This is a genomic window from Peribacillus simplex NBRC 15720 = DSM 1321 (genome assembly GCF_002243645.1).
GTDB lineage: Bacteria > Bacillota > Bacilli > Bacillales > DSM-1321 > Peribacillus > Peribacillus simplex.
Window position 1 is genome coordinate 2,224,100 of the sequence record NZ_CP017704.1, and the last position, 16,772, is coordinate 2,240,871.

Sequence of the window (16,772 nt, forward strand, 5' to 3'; positions counted from 1 at the left end):
AAGCGGTTCCGGATCTGGCAAAATTGGAATTTCATACTTTTTTTATTGGTTATGTTTTATGCAGACATACATGAAAATATGTCACATTTACAGAAAAAAACCTTGAAACAACTATTTCATTTCAAGGTTAATGTTTATTATCGATACATCCTAATTGGCATTCCTATGTTCATCAAAATCAATTTGGCATTCCTCTAGCGGAATTACTTTTGTTTTCTTAATGAACTTATAACCTAGCCACATTACCAGAAAGAATGGGATGCCAAGATAGGCAGCGAACACACCAGCCCAGTTAATGTCATCGCCAATAAAGGCCTGATAGTTTTGCGCCAATAAAACGAAAAAACAAAGAGCAAAGGAAAATATCGGTCCGAAAGGAAACCACTTTGACTTATAGGGAAGATCGTCCAGTGAATACCCTTGAGCAATATAAGCTTTTCTAAATCTGTAATGGCTTGCCGCTATACCCAGCCAAAATATAAATCCAGTGACTCCAACCGCATTCATAAGCCAAATATAAATAACTCCATCACCAAAAATGGAAGCAAAAAAGGCCAACATCCCTACAAGTGAAGTGATAACCAGTCCCCAAATGGGAACGCCGCGCTTGTTAAGCTTCCCAAAAATACGCGGTGCCAGCCCTTCGTTTGCCATTGAGTACAACATTCGGCTTGTCACGTAAAGACTTGAATTACCAGCGGATAATACAGCCGTCAAAATGATGGCGTTCATCACGGATGCAGCAAATGCCAGTCCCACTTTTTCAAACACCATCGTAAACGGGCTAACCATGATCGTGTGTCCCTGTAGACTGCCATTCGTATAAGGAACGATCAATCCAATTACAAGTATGGCTAGGATGTAAAAAAGGAAGATTCTCCAAAAGATACTGCGAACTGCACGAGGTACATTTTTTGCCGGGTTTTCACTTTCACCCGCTGCCACACCGACTATTTCAGTACCTTGAAAAGAAAATCCAGCAGCAATGAAAATACCCAATGTTGCCAAAAAACCACCGGCAAACGGAGCGTCACCAACTGTGAAGTTTTTAAAGCCGATTGCCTCTCCGTTCATGATCCCAAATATCATCAATATTCCGACAACGATAAAAATGATGATGGTTGCCACTTTAATGAGGGAAAACCAATATTCCCCTTCTCCATACCCTTTAACAGATACGTAATTCAATAAGAATATCAATACTAAAAACAAAGAACTCCATAAAAATGACGGACTGTTCGGAAACCAAAACTTCATTACCATCGTTGCGGCAGATAGTTCCGCGGCAAGAGTCATCGCCCAAGTGAACCAATAGTTCCAACCAAGCGCAAACCCTAATGCCGGGTCGATGAAGCGCGTAGCATAGGTACTGAAAGCTCCGCTGACTGGCATGAATGAGGCCAGTTCTCCGAGGCTTGTCATAATAAAATAAACCATTATACCAATTACGGCGTAAGCGACCAAAGCACCGCCAGGCCCTGCAGAGTGAATGGCCGGTCCGCTTCCGAGAAACAGCCCTGTTCCAATTGCACCGCCCAGCGAAATCATCGTAAGATGGCGCGCTTTTAGCTTTCTTTGTAAAGTATTTGATGGCTGGTTTTGTTCATTTATGACAGGTGGTTGCAATTGCCGATTTTCCAAATTAGATTCCCCTCCAAAAATGCATATTTAATCTAGCACGAATAGGTAAAGTCGATCATTCCATCAATAGTCGTTTCCTGTATTTATTACTATTTCTAGGTCATATTCTCTAATGCTGAGACCGTTTTTGGATTCTGGGATCTATGTAGCATTTACATAAAGATGCTAGGCTTAAAAACCCATGTCAAAGGTCTATAAGCCTATTTTAAGATTCGGATATTCCGCACTTCCTATTATGCGGTAGGTAAACTCCTATGAATGAATGAATTCCAATCGATTTGATTTAACCAGCTTGCCGTAGCTTCAATATCTTTTGAAAAGATACGATCTTGTGTAATGCTTGGAATGAGCTTTCTTGCTTCCGTATAAAACTCTTTTGTAAACGGAGCCATCAATTCTATTCCACGGTATTCCACCGCTTGTAAGGCACAAATGAGCTCAATCGCCAAAACGCGGCGAACGTTTTGAATGATTTGATGTGCGTGTCGGGACCCAATCGTTCCCATGCTTACATGATCTTCCTGGTTCGCTGAAGATGGAATGGAATCAACACTTGCAGGATGTGCGAGTGTTTTATTCTCAGAGACGAGTGAAGCTGCACAATATTGCATGATCATCGCTCCCGACTGCAAGCCAGGTGACGGACTTAAGAATGGCGGTAAATCATTCAGCTGAGGATTGACGAGTCGCTCAATGCGGCGCTCTGAAATGTTCGCAAGCTCGGCAACAGCGATTTTCATGAAGTCCATCGCAAATGCAATCGGCTGGCCATGGAAGTTACCCCCTGAAATAACCTTTTCCCCATCGTCAAAAATAAGCGGATTATCCGTCGCAGCATTCATTTCGATCTCCAATTTCTCTTTTACATAATCAAGAGTTTGCCATGATGCACCATGCACTTGCGGGATGCAGCGGAGCGAATAAGCATCCTGTACCCGCAGTTCTCCTTGCTTGGTGATGAGCTGGCTGCCGCTGATCATGCGACGAATCCGTTCCGCGACCTCTGTTTGCTGGCGGTAACCGCGTGCTAGATGAACATCCTGATCAAAGGCATCTTCAATGCCGCGTAATCCTTCTAAAGTCAGTGAAGCAATCGCTTCAGTTTGATGGGCCAGCTGTTCAGCTTCAATGTAATTTACGAGGCCCATCCCCGTCATGGCCTGTGTTCCGTTAATTAATGCAAGACCTTCTTTTGCTTTAAGTGTCACTGGAAGAATGCCTTCCTTCGATAAAGCTACGATGGCCTCCATTCGCTCTCCTTTATAAAACACTTCCCCTTCTCCCATCAATACTAGCGCCAAATGGGAAAGCGGCGCCAAGTCCCCACTTGCCCCAAGAGAACCTTGCTGAGGGATGACCGGGTGGATATGAGCATTCAAAAGATCGATCAAACGTTCAATGACAACAGGACGGACACCGGAAAACCCTTTTAATAGTGCATTGGCACGGAGAAGGACCATTGCTCTCGAAACCACCTCAGGAAACGGCTCCCCGACTCCGCATGCATGAGAATGAATCAAATTCCACTGTAGCTGCTCTGCGTCCTCTGCATCAATCAAAACATCGCTGAACTTTCCAAAACCTGTTGTGATACCATAGATGACCTTCTTTTGTTTCACGATATTTTCAACCGCTTCCCGGCTTTTCTCAACTTTCTTAACACTCTCAGCAGAAGCCGTGACAAATGCCTCCCCATACAATACTTTTTTCGCTTCTTCAATCGTTAAAGTTTGGCCCGTTAACATAATCATTTCCTACACCCCTATTCTTTTTTTAAACAAACAAAAGGAGGCCATATTGACAGACTTATCCAGTCTTTCAATACAGCCCCCTAATTTACTAAATAACTATAGGCTTTTAATTATTTAAATGTGGTTAATTCCCAAGCCAACGGCTTCATGTTCAAATCCCCGAACCGGTGCTCCAATCGTTCCATACACGGCGACTGCAATCCATTCACCTTCGTCCCCGCTTTTAAACGGCCTACCCCGAACGATTGCAAACCGAAGGCCTGCAGTCCTCAAAAGACCGCCAAGCTCGACTTGGCCTCGTGTCACGCCTTGGAGTGCTTCGATGATCGCATGATACAGCGCATGCATTTCACGATACATATCGGGATTGACTAATCCAAGTCTTTTCGCTGATGTCTCAATGGCCGCAACTATTTTCTGCAGCTCCATTGAACCGACTTTACCTTTTCCATAAAGCCAATCCATCCGCTTTAGATCATTCGTCAATATGACTTCTTCCTCTTCGTCCGCAAACGCGTACATGATTGCATGGCGCCCGATTCTTCTGTCGAATTCCTTTGTCATGCAGGTACCTCTTTTACAATTTTCTAAATACACTAATAACTAAATATCATTGTAAGCGGATACAAGCTATTCGGTCAACATATTTTTTAAAATATTTCTTTTTGGGGATGATTTATAACACTCCAATCCTGCTTTCTACCGTAAAGCCCTCATTAATATCCTTTAAAAATCACCCATAATGCAAAAAAGCCCATTCTCATAAACGTCCTGGAAAATGGGCTTTTTTCTGAAATTTTTCTATACTTCTCCGTATATATTAAATGTTTTTCACGAGTAAATAGATAAAATACGGCGCTCCTAAAATCGAAACGATAATCCCCACTGGCAATTCCATTGGGGCCATGATGACTCTTCCTAAAGTATCGGCAGATAACAGCAATAATGAACCTAAGATTGCAGTCAGTGGAAGTAGTTTTGCATGTCTCGCCCCCACTAATCTCCTGGCTATATGCGGTGCAATCAGGCCTAAAAACGTAATGCCTCCGCCCACCGAAACGCATACACCTGCCAATGCGACTGAAATCAGCAGTAAAAGCCTGCGTTCCTTTTCTATCTGCACACCAACTCCAATGGCAATCGAGTCACCTAAGCGCAAAACATCCAATACTTTGGATTTATAAATCGCTAAAGGTATCAATAAGACCAACCACGGTAATAACGCCCATACAAAAGTCCAATTTGTCCCCCAGATCGTCCCGGATAACCAGATTAATGCCTTCATGAAATTGTTCGGTTCCATTTTCATCTGGAAGATGACCAGACCTGCACCGAATGCTGCATTAATTCCTATGCCTACCAATAATAGTCTCGCAGGCGTCACCTGCCCTTTCCCGACACAAATGGGAGGTCTTTCACTTTATGGAGATATACAATTATTCATTCGTTTCCAATGCTTCATAAATCGCAGTTACAACACTTCCATAGCTTCCTGTTTTGAAGAGGTCTCCGAAAAACTGATTGGAATTGGCTACAGGGTTAACGAGCGGAGAGTGCTTTTTATTTGTAAGTAAAACAATCCCTAAATCTATTTCGGGATCAATGATCGTGACTGTCCCAGTCCATCCAGTATGACCGTAAGCACTGTCGCTCGCATAAGGACTGAACATCCACTCCATGCTAGCATCGCCATTTCGTCTCCATCCAAGTCCATAGGTAGGATTCATCTCGGAAGGCGCCACGAATTCATCAATGGTTCCTTGATCAAACAACTTATGTTTACCGTATCCCCCGCCATTCAGCATAACCTGCAGAAGGACAGCCATATCTTTCGTATTGGAGAAAAGACCGGCATGCCCTGAAACGCCTCCCATCGAATAAAAGGCTTTTTCATCATGTACTTCCCCTTGAAGTGTGTATGTGCGAATGTTAGGGAAATCTATCACGCCATCCCGGGTGTTACCAAGCAATTCCGTTGCAGCAAAATCCTTTGGTTTAAAGCCCTTTTGAAGAGGATTGAACTTTGTATTTTTCAACCCAAGCGGCTTGTACAATTCATTTTCAACATAGCTGTCAAGCTGCTGACCCGTTATTTCTTCAACAATGGCGCCAAGCAGCATATAATCGACATCACTGTATACATTCTGTGTTCCAGGTACATATGTGAGCGGTGTTTTGGAAATGAACTCGATGGTCTTATCCCGTTCCTGGGAATAAAGTTCTTTAGAAACCTTTGGATTATGGTATTGCGGATCAGGTCTAAACCCTGCAGTATGATGAAGAACATCAATAATCCTCAGATTGTCCTTTCCTTTGATCACATCTTCCTCCGTGTCTTTGAATTCGGGTATGTATTGCTGAACTCTTGCCTGGATATTCAGCTTGCCTTCACTTACTAATTTCTGAATAGCAAAATTGGTTGCATACATCTTAGTGTTTGAAGCAAGGTCAAATAACGTGTCAGTTTCCATTTTCTGAAACTTCTTAAGAGGTGTATGTTCATTATATTTCTGTTTGTACCCGTAGCTTTCATTTTTAACGATCTTCCCGTCCTTTATGACAATCAGGGCAGCACCAGGGAAACCGGCAGCCACTTCCATTTCAATAAGCTGATCCACCTTTTCCAGCTTTTCAGACGAAAAGCCCGCTTCTTCTGGATTTTTTGCTTTCTTTAATATTGGATACTGACTGGCGGCTTCCTTATTTAGATTTTCATTAGCAAAAGACACGGATGGCGCTAGTAGGGAAAGTGCCAGAATTGAACTTAGTGTGAAGCTTGTCCATATATTCATCATTTTCCACCCCTTTGAAATCGCACTTTAGAAAATAAGGAACAACTTTACCTTTTGACCAATACCGATAGATAATATTCTCATTCATTCCATTCATTTTCCACCGGGCTTCACAATCCTATAAAGCGCTAATCGTGTATCCTTTTCCGTCCCTGGTTGTGATTAGATATCTAATTATCAAGTTGATAAATGTGAATATTTCCCAAAAGTGGATAATACTTAACAATAATTCTCAATTTTCAGTATATATGATTTCGAAAATCATTTCAATTTGTTATTTATATTTTTAAAATTACATTTCAATATCTTGAGCATAAGTCTTCTCCATTTCAAAGAGGAAAAGCCAATTATAAAAATAATTCCCTCATTTCATCGTTAATTAAGATACCCAGTAAAAGCACCGATAAAAAAACACCCTCTATTTTTTTCTTTCTAAAGCCTCACTAAACATCTCAATCAATTGTTCACGATTCATGTTTATTAAATCTCACTATAATCATTCGGATAAGTCCCAGATATCGATTTCTCTCCTTTCTCTCCTCTACTATATTCAAAATCACTTTTTCCACATAGCTATTGCGAAGTATAAATTGATGCAAATACGCTAGTGGCTTTTAACTTCATTGCATAAGAAACGAAGAAGATATTAATACTATTTGAGAAATAAAGGAATTTTACATAATTCTGCTGCTATCTGAGGCAAGTATAGGGTGATGAAAATGTGGAAAACGATTGTTTCCTACCTTCCAGAATGGCAGGTTTTTATACAAGCTTTTATTGTGTTTTTTATACCGTATTCAATCAGCAAATTGTTTAATTGGCTTCGTACCTCAAAGGGTGAGTGATGATAATGAAAGAGTGGATATCAAAGATTAGTAAAAAAGGAAAAGGTAATGATAAAGACAAACAAGAAGCATATACCTCCCAGGATACAACGTGTCAGTTTACAGATAATATTAATTTTAATCTTGATTGTGTTAAACAAGAAATCGGTCATAATTGGGATGTCCATTTTCGAGAATTTAATCTAGGGCGTACCGGTATTCGGTCAGTTATCATTTTTGCGGATGGACTATCGGATAAAGATCTCATTGATAAGCATATTATGCCTTCATTGATGGTTGATTTTTCAGCAGAATATAACCAGGACCTTCCCTACCTCAAAGGAAGCATTTCAAAAGAATTTATAAAAAATGAAGTGTTATCCATTAGTGAAATAGAAGCAGTTCGTTCCATTAAAGAATTAGCAGCTAAAGTACTCACAGGTTCTACCGCTCTTTTAATTGATGGATCATTGGATGCGCTGATCCTTGGAACTACAAAACTTAAAACAAGGACGATTGAAGAACCGGTATCAGAGGCATTAGTCAGAGGCCCACGGGTCGGTTTCACTGAATCATTGAGCGATAATACATCTTTTTTAAGGGGTAGTGGTGAAATTGAGAATTTATCATTAATAAAATTCCAAGTAGGAAAGCGTTCAAAAAAAGACTTGGTTGTCGCTTACATAAAAGATATTGTTGATCCCGAATTAGTTCAAGAGGTAGAAAACCGAATTAAGAAAATAGATATTGATAATGTTCCTGAATCAGGTTATGTAGAGCAACTTATCGAAGATAATTACCTTAGTCCTTTTCCGCAAGTACAGAATACAGAGCGTCCAGATCGCGTGATCGCTGCTTTAATGGAAGGTCGAGTGGCCATCTTATTAGATGGGACGCCCTTCGCTTTGATCGTTCCAGTAACATTAAGCATGATGTTACAATCACCGGAGGATTATTATGAAAGGTGGATTCCTGGTACATTCATCCGTATGCTTCGTTACATCGCGGCTATTCTGGCTCTTTTTACACCGTCTTTGTATATTGCTTTCATCTCATTTCATTCAGGGTTGATTCCGACCAAACTGGCCATCTCCATTATCGGAACCAGGTCCGGGGTTCCGTTTCCGGCACTTATCGAAGCTTTATTCATGGAAATATCCATCGAGATATTAAGGGAAGCAGGACTGCGCTTACCTAAGCCAATCGGTCCCGCAATGGGCATTGTCGGCGGTTTAATCATTGGGGAAGCTGCTGTACAGGCAGGGATTGTTAGCCCTGTTTTGGTGATTGTAGTAGCGTTAACTGCTATTTCATCATTTTCTATTCCGCACTATAGTATTGGGATTACATTACGGATTTTGCGTTTTCCAGCTATGATTTGTGCTGCCACATTTGGATTGTATGGGGTCATTCTCTTTTTTCTTTTAATGACCAGTCATTTAGTGAAATTAAAAAGCTTTGGTGTGCCTTATTTGAGTCCAGCCGTTCCTTATCGCTTAAGTGAGTGGAAAGACCTGATGGTTCGCATGCCACTTATGATGATGAAAAGCCGTCCAAAGATGTTGCATACAAAAAACCCCATGCGTAAAGGATAATCTATTGGTGAAAGGGTGGTTAAAGAATGATTCTCAGTCCGAAAGACAAAATCACAACTCCTCAAGCAGCTGTCATTGTCATCAACTTCATACTCGGCACAGGATTACTCACCCTACCCAGATCAGCTACAGAGAAGGTACATACACCAGATGTATGGATAAGCGTTATTTTTGGCGGAGTTATCGCGATAATCGCGGGGGTGATCATGGTCAAATTAAGCCAACAGTTTCCCGAAAAAACCTTTTATCAATACATCAATGATATTGTTGGAAAATGGGTGGGTAGGTTACTCAGTTTGGTTGTAATCTGCTATTTTCTTATGACTTCCGGGTTTCAGCTCCGTTCAATGGCGGAGGTAGTAAGGTATTTACTTCTTGAAGGTACCCCTACTTGGGCAATTACCATGATTTTCATGTGGGTAGGTCTTTATCTCATCATCGGTGGCATTAACCCGATCGCCCGTCTTTTTGAGATTATATTACCTTTGACAGTTATCCTTTTTTTGGCTGTTACCTTTATGAGCTTTAAAATATTTGAGATCGATAATCTGCGTCCTGTATTAGGAGACGGAGTCATCCCTGTACTAAAAGGAGTAAAAACAACCGCTCTCGCTTTTTCAGGGCCTGAAATCATGCTACTGCTTGTTCCGTTTATGAATCAGCCAAAAAAAGCAGTAAAAGCCCTGCTTGTAGGAGTTTCCATTCCATTGATTTTTTATGTAATAACGGTCGTAATGGTTATCGGGGCATTATCTGTTGATGGAGTGGTCCTGAGAACATGGCCGACACTTGATCTTATACGGAGTTTTGAAATCTCCGGTTTGATCTTTGAACGGTTTGAATCTTTATTGCTCGGGGTTTGGATCATGCAAATATTCGCCACATTTACCATAACCTACTTTGCAGCCGCTTTAGGGCTGGCTCAACTTACGAAAAAGAGCATTCACCCATTTATGTTTGGCTTGCTCCCAATTCTCTACATCATTGCCATGATACCGAGAAATATCAATGACCTATTTAAACAAGGAGATTTCGTCGGCAATATCGCCTTGTTATTATTTGGTTTACTCCCGCTTCTCCTGCTTATCATCTCAAGAATTAAGGGAGGGAAATATGAAACAATCACATAGCAATATACGCCCCCTCTTCATTTCCCTCTTCGTTCTTTTGTTCTTATTCCTTACAGGATGTTGGAGCAGTCATGAAATCGAAGAGCAAAGTTTAGGTATAGGTTTGGCATTCGATAAAGGCAAGCAGTCCTCCATCGAGAAAAAGTTAAACGAACAAGGGGATGGTTATTCAAAAAAGGACCTGATTACTGGAACCTATCAATTTATCACTCCACAAGTAGCAAGTTCAACAACGAAACAATCAGGACCACAACAAAAATCTTATGTTAACGTTTCTGAAACTGGAGATTCGTTCCATCAAATGGTTCGTGAAATATCATTGAGAAGTGAACAACCCGTAACCGCTCACCATATGAAAGTGGTTGTTATCGGCGAAGATCTTGCAAAATCGTATAGATTGGAACAATTACTTGATCAAAACTTTCGAGAAAGTGAAGTTAGACCAAGCTGTCTTGTGCTCATAAGTAAAGGAAGAGCAAGCAAGACACTGGAAACAAAGAAAGCAGGAGAAATTCCAGCGTTTCGTCTGGCTGGCATTGTAGAAAATGCATATCGAACAGCGAGGATTTTACCTCCCATGTCTCATATTAAAGTAGAAAGCAAAATCAAATCAGGATCTAGTTTTCTAATGCAAAAAGTTCTATCAGCGGATGGGCAAGTCAAATTTGCTGGAGCTGCCGTGATTGATGGAAAGACACACAAAATGGCTGGTACTTTGAATGAGGAAGAACTGGAGGGCGTAACATGGATTACAGGTAAGGGGAAAGGCGGTGTAGTGAAAAGCTTTTATAAAGAAACCGGTCAGCTGATTGTGTATGAAATAGAGTCCATGAAAAGCACTATCATACCTCGAGTTACAGGAAACAACATCTCTTTTGATGTAAACATTGAATCCGTGGGTAGACTGTCTGAAAATTGGGTAGTTTCGGGAAATACTTTTAAAAATGAATTTCTCAAAAAAGCAGAAAAATCATCTGAAAAAGAAGTGAAACGCTTGGTAGGGAATGTAATAGAAAAAATGCAAAAAGAATACCAACTGGACGTTGCTGGCTTCGGAAATCGATTGAGAATTGAGCACCCAAAAGTATGGAATAAGGTCAAAAAGGATTGGGACCAAACATTTAGTGAAACTCAGATCAACTACGATGTAAAATTAACCATTAATGATTATGGAACATCAGGAGGATCAAAGAAGTGAACCCTCAGGATATAGAGCTTCTAGCATTAAATGTTGAAAATGAAAACTTTTTCTTAAACATTATAAAGTACCATGGGAAGCTATTAAACGGTGACCATGGGAATACAAATACGATGAGCATGAAAAGGCCTCCCACAGTATACTGTGGGAGGCCTTTAACTTTAAAGTGAGTTATTTTCCACTCACGGCCCTTTTTAGATAAAACCTTAACCGATGCACCAGGTGGGACATCTACCATTTATAACACTCAAATAGCTTCTTTATTTATTCATATCCTAAATTTATTACGTGGTGTTATCGACTTCGTGCACTATCTGTTGTGTGTTTACGAAAATATTTTTCGTTTAACATATCTTCCTAAATTTTTTTAGCGAAAGATCAGCTTAATTCCACTTTAGTAATTTCACTTAAATAAACCCCATTTAAAATCGAGTCTTCGTCTGCAACAACATATTCAATAACAGTCGGGCTTAAGGTTCGAATATAAACAAAAGCTGAATCATCTACATGCTCAATTCGAAGCTTTTTCCTCTGTGCCTGCTTAATATCAAGCTGGTTGGTACTAGCTTCCGGCAGGCTTGTGTAATAAAGTTCAAAATCTTCTTCTGACGCATCAATGAAAAGATGCCATATGTTATACTCTTCTTCTTGATCAATCACTGTTTTTAACTTCCCTTTTCTCCCGATGCCAAGAAAATACTTGAACTTTGATTCACCATTCACCATATCGCGGTCAATAACTTTTATACTTCCGCCTTTTCTGCTTTGTACAAGTCCAAAAGCTACGCCTGTTTTTCCCGTAGGAGCTGTTAAAATATCTCGGTTAACCACTCTGTTTCTCTCTTCTTGCTTTAAATAAGCGCCTTCTGTCCCCAGTGGTGGAAGAATCTCAAAAAGATTATCAGACACTTCCCCCCAGTTTTGAGTGTTCTGTACTTCCCTTTCAATCCATTTATTAAATAGATTCATAACGACCGGGGATTTACTTGAATTACCCGCAAGCAGTATATTTACTTTATTAATTTTGCCGGGTTCTGACCGGGCAAAAGCGCGCCTTAATGACTCAAAGAAATTTTTAATGCCTTTTTCAATTCTTTCCTCAATCAGTTGTTCCATTTCATCTTGATCGATCAAAAGTTCCACATTGAGTTTTGCGTGGCCGGCTTTGTCAAACAAGTCTGCCCGAATCATGCCTTTTCCAAACTGTTCTTCATACCGTTCATGTCTTTCCCAAAGTGGCCTTAATTTTTCTACCAATTGTTTCGTATTTAAATAGGATTCTTGTGACTCATTAATCAGCGTTTCACTTCCGGGAAATTTCACACATTCTGCTGGGAGAGTAAAAGGAATATTTAGCTCACGCATTGTTCTTTGATTGTTTTTAAACACTTGGAACGCCAAAAGCTCTAGCACGTTCTCTCCGCCTAAATAACGGTCCCCGCCCGCTGCAAAATGCTCAATGACATAATCATATCTGCTTTCTTTCAAGCCCGCTTCACGCCAAATACCAAAATCAAAATCTGTCGTTCCTCCACCAAAATCAAACACACCGTAGTACGTTTTTTCATCCTCTTCCGGTTCAAACCCGTATTCCTGTAAGGCACAAACGGCATAGGCAGCAGGTTCACTAGCCCCAGCGGTGACACGAAACTTTTTCATTAATTCTTCATCCTGCTGAATCGGCATAGGAAGCGTCTTTTTTAACCCACGCTCAAAACACTTTAGAATTTTTTCTCTTACCTCTTTTTCATACGTCACCGGGAAAGATAAGGTGTAGTCCAGGTAAATTCCATTGTTCTGGTTATTGATATACAAACCGAGGTAGTAGGCGTATAACTCAATTGGGTTGATTTCCTGATCGGTTAAGTCCAGAAAGGAACGCAGTACAACGGCATATCCCCTCTTGTCTTTTAATCGGAGTTCGTTTTTCTTTTCTCCAGCCCACTGCTTTAGATTATTCAATATGGAATAATAATGGTCACTCTTTCCATTCATCAAGTTGTTAAGGGCATTGTGGGAAACCGTCACATCCTGCCACCTTGTATCTGGTCTTCCTTCTTTTTCTTGATAAAGCTCCAGGAAATGTTCTAAATCAATAAATTCAATCACGGTTGGATTTTCATAATGCCAGTCTTGTACTTCCGTGTTAAGGTAGCCAACCCCAATACGCATGGGAAGAGTAAAATCACTTTCTTCTTGATGAACGACCACTGTACTTTTCGTTCCAAAATCAATGCCAACTATGCCGTCCTCCCTAATATCCAATTTAGGGTTTCTGGCCATTATTTCTTCGTTCAGTTTTATCGTTAAAGGTTTTTCATCAGAGTGGACAGGCCATAAATCCCAATGTCCTCGGTTTGGATCTATTAACATCTTTTCATCATATGTATCAATATCAGCTCTTACTTTTTCAGAGTTTAAAAGTTTCACATAAAACGTCTTGGAATCGATAGCTATTGATGGCAATTCTTTTAGAAAACTTTCATGATCTAAACCCTTTAATTGATACAATGCCAGCAAATAATCATACTCCTTCTGGCGTTCTGCGCTTAATCCACTTGGTACTAATCGGTTTTCCAGCCAGAGATGGAGAGCCATTTGATCATTGATTTCAAAGGCATTTTCCCCATTTAAACGGAAAACAGGAACGAAAAATCCTTTTCCTAGCAAATTGTTTTTTTGATTTACTACATCGAAACTTTGAATGTCGTACCCGTTGAATTTAAAAGCTATTGATTTAGAAGAGTTCGTCGCTTGATTGGCAAATATCCTTGAAATGGAAGGATTTTTACTTGTGGAGTAATCATCTAAAGCTATTATTTTCTTATATACAGGGTGATCGGTTGTATTGAAACTTTTGGCAGCTTCTTCCCGTGTCATGGCATCACCTATAAAACCGGCAACGTCCAGATGCTTTTTGTAGTCAAAATCTTCGTCCATTAATTCATAGTATTTTCTATAAGGAAATAAAGCTGCAATGTTGTGATCATATATAACATTTCCGTTATTCATGTAAACCCATCTGGAACGGAGCATCTTTTTAATGTCTTGAAAGAAGCCCGCTTCATCCTTAAAAAAGGTTTCTTCTGCACTCTGATATAAATGACTGATTAAAGATCTCACTTCTTTATAAGTCATTGAAATGGCAGAGACCGGAACGGTTTGGGAATCAGGTGAGTATAGATCCTGCTCTTCGTTCTTATTCATTAAGTAAATAGAACTGTCTATGTTATTTTTTTCAGCTAAACTTGTTACGTTCTCAAGGGGCTCTTTATCTTCTATTATTTCTTGTTCTTCAACTTCTTTTAATAATTCTCCTGAAAGGGCTTCACCAGAATCCAAATAACATATCAGATCACCAATCTTGACAATAGTGTCCTCCGCTACATGCAATTCTTTAAGGGTACCTTCTTTTTCTGAAAAGAGGTCAAATTCGATGCCCTCACAGCTGAATTTGGCTAAGCTTTCGCCCACCGTAATATAATCGCCTGGCTGTTTATACCATTGCACAAGAAGGATTTTTTCAATGCCTTCTTCAATCTCTGGGACAATAATCGATGTCATTGTTATTTCTCCTTTATTATCATCTTTTTCGCCTGCTAGATTCTCACAACGGCTTTTTTAATGGTTTTACCATTAATGCTTATATATCCTGGCAGCAGGATGTCCGTAATGTTCCCGGACATTTTGCTATTGAGGGCTCTTATGTACAAGTCTTCTCTGAAGACCTCATTCATTTTCACTTCCTGTATTTTATATAAAGGGGTATCGTATGTTTTACTGTACTCTTGAAAGAAAAACAGAAAAAGGGCGAGCAAAATCTCTCTTTCCTGCTCTCGTCCTTCCATAATCTCGTTTTTAATAAAATCCCACAAAGATGAAATGTTTTCATATTGCACACCACAGACAATAAATTCCTGCACCGAACCGCCCTTGAAGATTCCTTTTAAGGAACTTTTGGTGGTTTCGGATAATTGTTGAACAGCTTCATAAAGTTCTTCTGCTTCCCGATAGTCTGCTCTTCTCTTTTGCAATTCATTAAAATAAGATTCCATTTTCTCATTTAGATGGTGGATCATTATTTGATACTCACTAATTTCCTCTTTTTTCGACTCAATCACTTGTTGGAGCCTTGCAATTTCTTTTTCTTTTTCTCTCAGTAGCTCCTTATGTTCCCCTATTTGACTAAACGAGCCCGCTTCTGCTATTTCTTTTATCTTTTCAATGACCCTTTCGTCTTGAAGGGAAACCATTAATGCCCCAATAAAACCATCATCTAATTCTTTATTCATCTTTACACTCCTTTCAAAGTGTTAACCAACCATGAATAGCTACATAAGCTTGCTCTGCTGTTTTTGTACCAAATATACCTTCTCTGCCCATTTATTTTGGACTTTCTTTACCCAATTCGCTATTCGAGCATCACTTTTGATACCAAATCGCTAACGAAGCTGACGGATATGACAGCCTTCCTCCAACTTCAAACGAGCAACTTTCCGCTTTAATTCTTCTGTATATGTATGAAAGGCTTGCCCCTTTTTTGCCATAGAAAAATCCCCTTCCAGATAGACTGTTAGGAGAATACAACCATAACTTATATTCTAAGAAAGCAGTAGTGAGATTACTTATTTCCATCAAAAATACGTATATAACGTATTAAAGATGTATTGATAATATGATGCTTACTATCACTTTTTACAATAAAATACTCACAGTGTTCCATCCTTTTTAAGACTTCTTGTAAAACATCCTCTTTTTTACTACTCAGTCCTTTTTTTATTTTCTCCCACTTAACATCAGCGTCAAGAGTATAACAAACATTGAATTCCTTTAACAGGTTAATCTTCCCCTTATATGCTTTAGTTTCTTTAACTGTTTTTATTTTGATAAAATCCTGATACACAAGAAATAAAGAGCAATATTGTTAAAGCTAAAGACAAATATCACCATTACTTATTTAGATACCCATCTGTTGTATACAAAAATATTTGTTAATATCTAATTCAAATTCATTAATTAAATCATGCATCAAATTTAATTTTTCCTCACTTCGATATACTACCTCATAAGTACTACTTAATAATATTCGGTATGATCATATTGTTTAAGTGGGTTGAAATAACTAGGGTTAAACCTCCTGCTTGCTGGATTCAAATTAGGTGAAGATAATTACTTGCAGTTACATTAATATTCATTATCTACATCCATGTTCAAACAAAGATGAAGCTCCATTCTCACATGAAGAAAAGGAATATATATCAATATTTCACAAGGGTTCGACTAGATTAAACTAAAATGCGATATTATTAAGAAGATGACAAACCCGAACAAAAAAAGCCCTTCTCGTTTGAGATGGCCTCTAGTTATGCTGTTTCAGCGTAATCGCTTAACTTTCAAATCGCATTGCTTGATGCTAGTGGGTTCTTGATTGTTCGCATACATGTTTGTATGGGAACTTAAACAAATTATCCATAACAGCAGTAACACAATCTTCACAATAATAATTGACGAACTCTCTACCTTGTTCAAAAATTGGTGTCAACGTATCTATGTCAGCCCATTTAAAACAGTAAATACACATTTTCCTCATGATATATCACTCCTTTTTTATCCGGAAATAATTGGTAATAATCAAAAGAAGAATATGTGCCACTTGCCGACATTATTCATGAAACGATACTATTTCATAGTGAACCCCGACCATAAAATTAAGGTAGCAGGGGATAAACTGCTATAAACCGATATCATTTATATACCACTTAACCTGAGTATTAAACCTCCCAAAAAAACATTATTCGCTGTCTGTCAATCTTTTCCACCAAGACTTTTTCTATTTTGGTA

Annotated in this window: 9 protein-coding genes and 1 pseudogene; 3 read left to right on the forward strand and 7 right to left on the reverse strand. The window is 39.3% G+C overall.

Features of this window, described 5'->3' with window-relative positions:
- Positions 1 to 150: 150 nt before the first annotated feature.
- The 5 genes and pseudogenes from BS1321_RS10490 to pbp4b all read right to left on the reverse strand — a co-directional run bounded on the left by BS1321_RS10490 (position 151) and on the right by pbp4b (position 6,184).
- Positions 151 to 1,548 (reverse strand): amino acid permease, encoded by a 1,398-nt coding sequence (locus BS1321_RS10490; protein ID WP_081113061.1) that lies wholly within the window; start codon positions 1,546 to 1,548, stop codon positions 151 to 153.
- Between the two features lie 326 nt (positions 1,549 to 1,874).
- Positions 1,875 to 3,392 (reverse strand): histidine ammonia-lyase, encoded by a 1,518-nt coding sequence (hutH, locus tag BS1321_RS10495; RefSeq protein ID WP_063235547.1) that lies wholly within the window; start codon positions 3,390 to 3,392, stop codon positions 1,875 to 1,877.
- A 114-nt stretch (positions 3,393 to 3,506) separates the two neighbouring features.
- The gene (gene hutP, locus BS1321_RS10500) at positions 3,507 to 3,956 is read right to left on the reverse strand and encodes a histidine utilization transcription antiterminator HutP (RefSeq protein WP_063235548.1); all 450 of its coding nucleotides are present in this window, start codon (positions 3,954 to 3,956) and stop codon (positions 3,507 to 3,509) included.
- A gap of 256 nt (positions 3,957 to 4,212) precedes the next feature.
- Positions 4,213 to 4,785, reverse strand: a pseudogene (locus tag BS1321_RS10505) (FecCD family ABC transporter permease); the annotation flags it as partial.
- A gap of 43 nt (positions 4,786 to 4,828) precedes the next feature.
- A complete protein-coding gene (gene pbp4b, locus BS1321_RS10510; RefSeq protein WP_063235549.1) occupies positions 4,829 to 6,184 on the reverse strand; it encodes a penicillin binding protein PBP4B in 1,356 nt (451 codons plus the stop codon).
- 850 nt (positions 6,185 to 7,034) lie between these two features.
- On the opposite strand from pbp4b, the gene BS1321_RS10520 reads away from it, so the two are divergent.
- From BS1321_RS10520 to BS1321_RS10530, 3 genes are read left to right on the forward strand one after another with little or no spacing between them, the layout of a single operon-like run.
- Positions 7,035 to 8,603 carry a spore germination protein gene (locus tag BS1321_RS10520; RefSeq protein ID WP_411836541.1) on the forward strand — a complete coding sequence of 523 codons (1,569 nt, stop codon included), beginning with the start codon at positions 7,035 to 7,037 and terminating at the stop codon, positions 8,601 to 8,603.
- Positions 8,604 to 8,629: 26 nt separating this feature from the next.
- A complete protein-coding gene (locus BS1321_RS10525; RefSeq protein WP_063235552.1) occupies positions 8,630 to 9,733 on the forward strand; it encodes a spore germination protein in 1,104 nt (367 codons plus the stop codon).
- The gene (locus BS1321_RS10530) at positions 9,717 to 10,931 is read left to right on the forward strand and encodes a Ger(x)C family spore germination protein (protein ID WP_063235553.1); all 1,215 of its coding nucleotides are present in this window, start codon (positions 9,717 to 9,719) and stop codon (positions 10,929 to 10,931) included. Before BS1321_RS10525 ends, BS1321_RS10530 begins: the two co-directional genes overlap by 17 nt.
- Positions 10,932 to 11,309: 378 nt before the next feature.
- On the opposite strand, the gene BS1321_RS10535 is transcribed toward BS1321_RS10530, so the two are convergent.
- Complete coding sequence (locus BS1321_RS10535) at positions 11,310 to 14,495, reverse strand: biotin/lipoyl-containing protein (RefSeq protein WP_063235554.1); 3,186 nt, start codon at positions 14,493 to 14,495, stop codon at positions 11,310 to 11,312.
- A 35-nt stretch (positions 14,496 to 14,530) separates the two neighbouring features.
- Positions 14,531 to 15,223 carry a hypothetical protein gene (locus tag BS1321_RS10540; RefSeq protein WP_063235556.1) on the reverse strand — a complete coding sequence of 231 codons (693 nt, stop codon included), beginning with the start codon at positions 15,221 to 15,223 and terminating at the stop codon, positions 14,531 to 14,533.
- Positions 15,224 to 16,772: the final 1,549 nt, after the last annotated feature.

Bases quoted from the DNA above. Each gene is read 5' to 3' on its own strand.
- BS1321_RS10490 (WP_081113061.1), bottom strand. From the start codon at position 1,548: ATGATTTCGCTGGGCGGTGCAATTGGAACAGGGCTGTTTCTCGGAAGC.
- hutH (WP_063235547.1), bottom strand. From the start codon at position 3,392: ATGATTATGTTAACGGGCCAAACTTTAACGATTGAAGAAGCGAAAAAA.
- hutP (WP_063235548.1), bottom strand. From the start codon at position 3,956: ATGACAAAGGAATTCGACAGAAGAATCGGGCGCCATGCAATCATGTAC.
- pbp4b (WP_063235549.1), bottom strand. From the start codon at position 6,184: ATGAATATATGGACAAGCTTCACACTAAGTTCAATTCTGGCACTTTCC.
- BS1321_RS10520 (WP_411836541.1), top strand. From the start codon at position 7,035: ATGAAAGAGTGGATATCAAAGATTAGTAAAAAAGGAAAAGGTAATGAT.
- BS1321_RS10525 (WP_063235552.1), top strand. From the start codon at position 8,630: ATGATTCTCAGTCCGAAAGACAAAATCACAACTCCTCAAGCAGCTGTC.
- BS1321_RS10530 (WP_063235553.1), top strand. From the start codon at position 9,717: ATGAAACAATCACATAGCAATATACGCCCCCTCTTCATTTCCCTCTTC.
- BS1321_RS10535 (WP_063235554.1), bottom strand. From the start codon at position 14,495: ATGACATCGATTATTGTCCCAGAGATTGAAGAAGGCATTGAAAAAATC.
- BS1321_RS10540 (WP_063235556.1), bottom strand. From the start codon at position 15,223: ATGAATAAAGAATTAGATGATGGTTTTATTGGGGCATTAATGGTTTCC.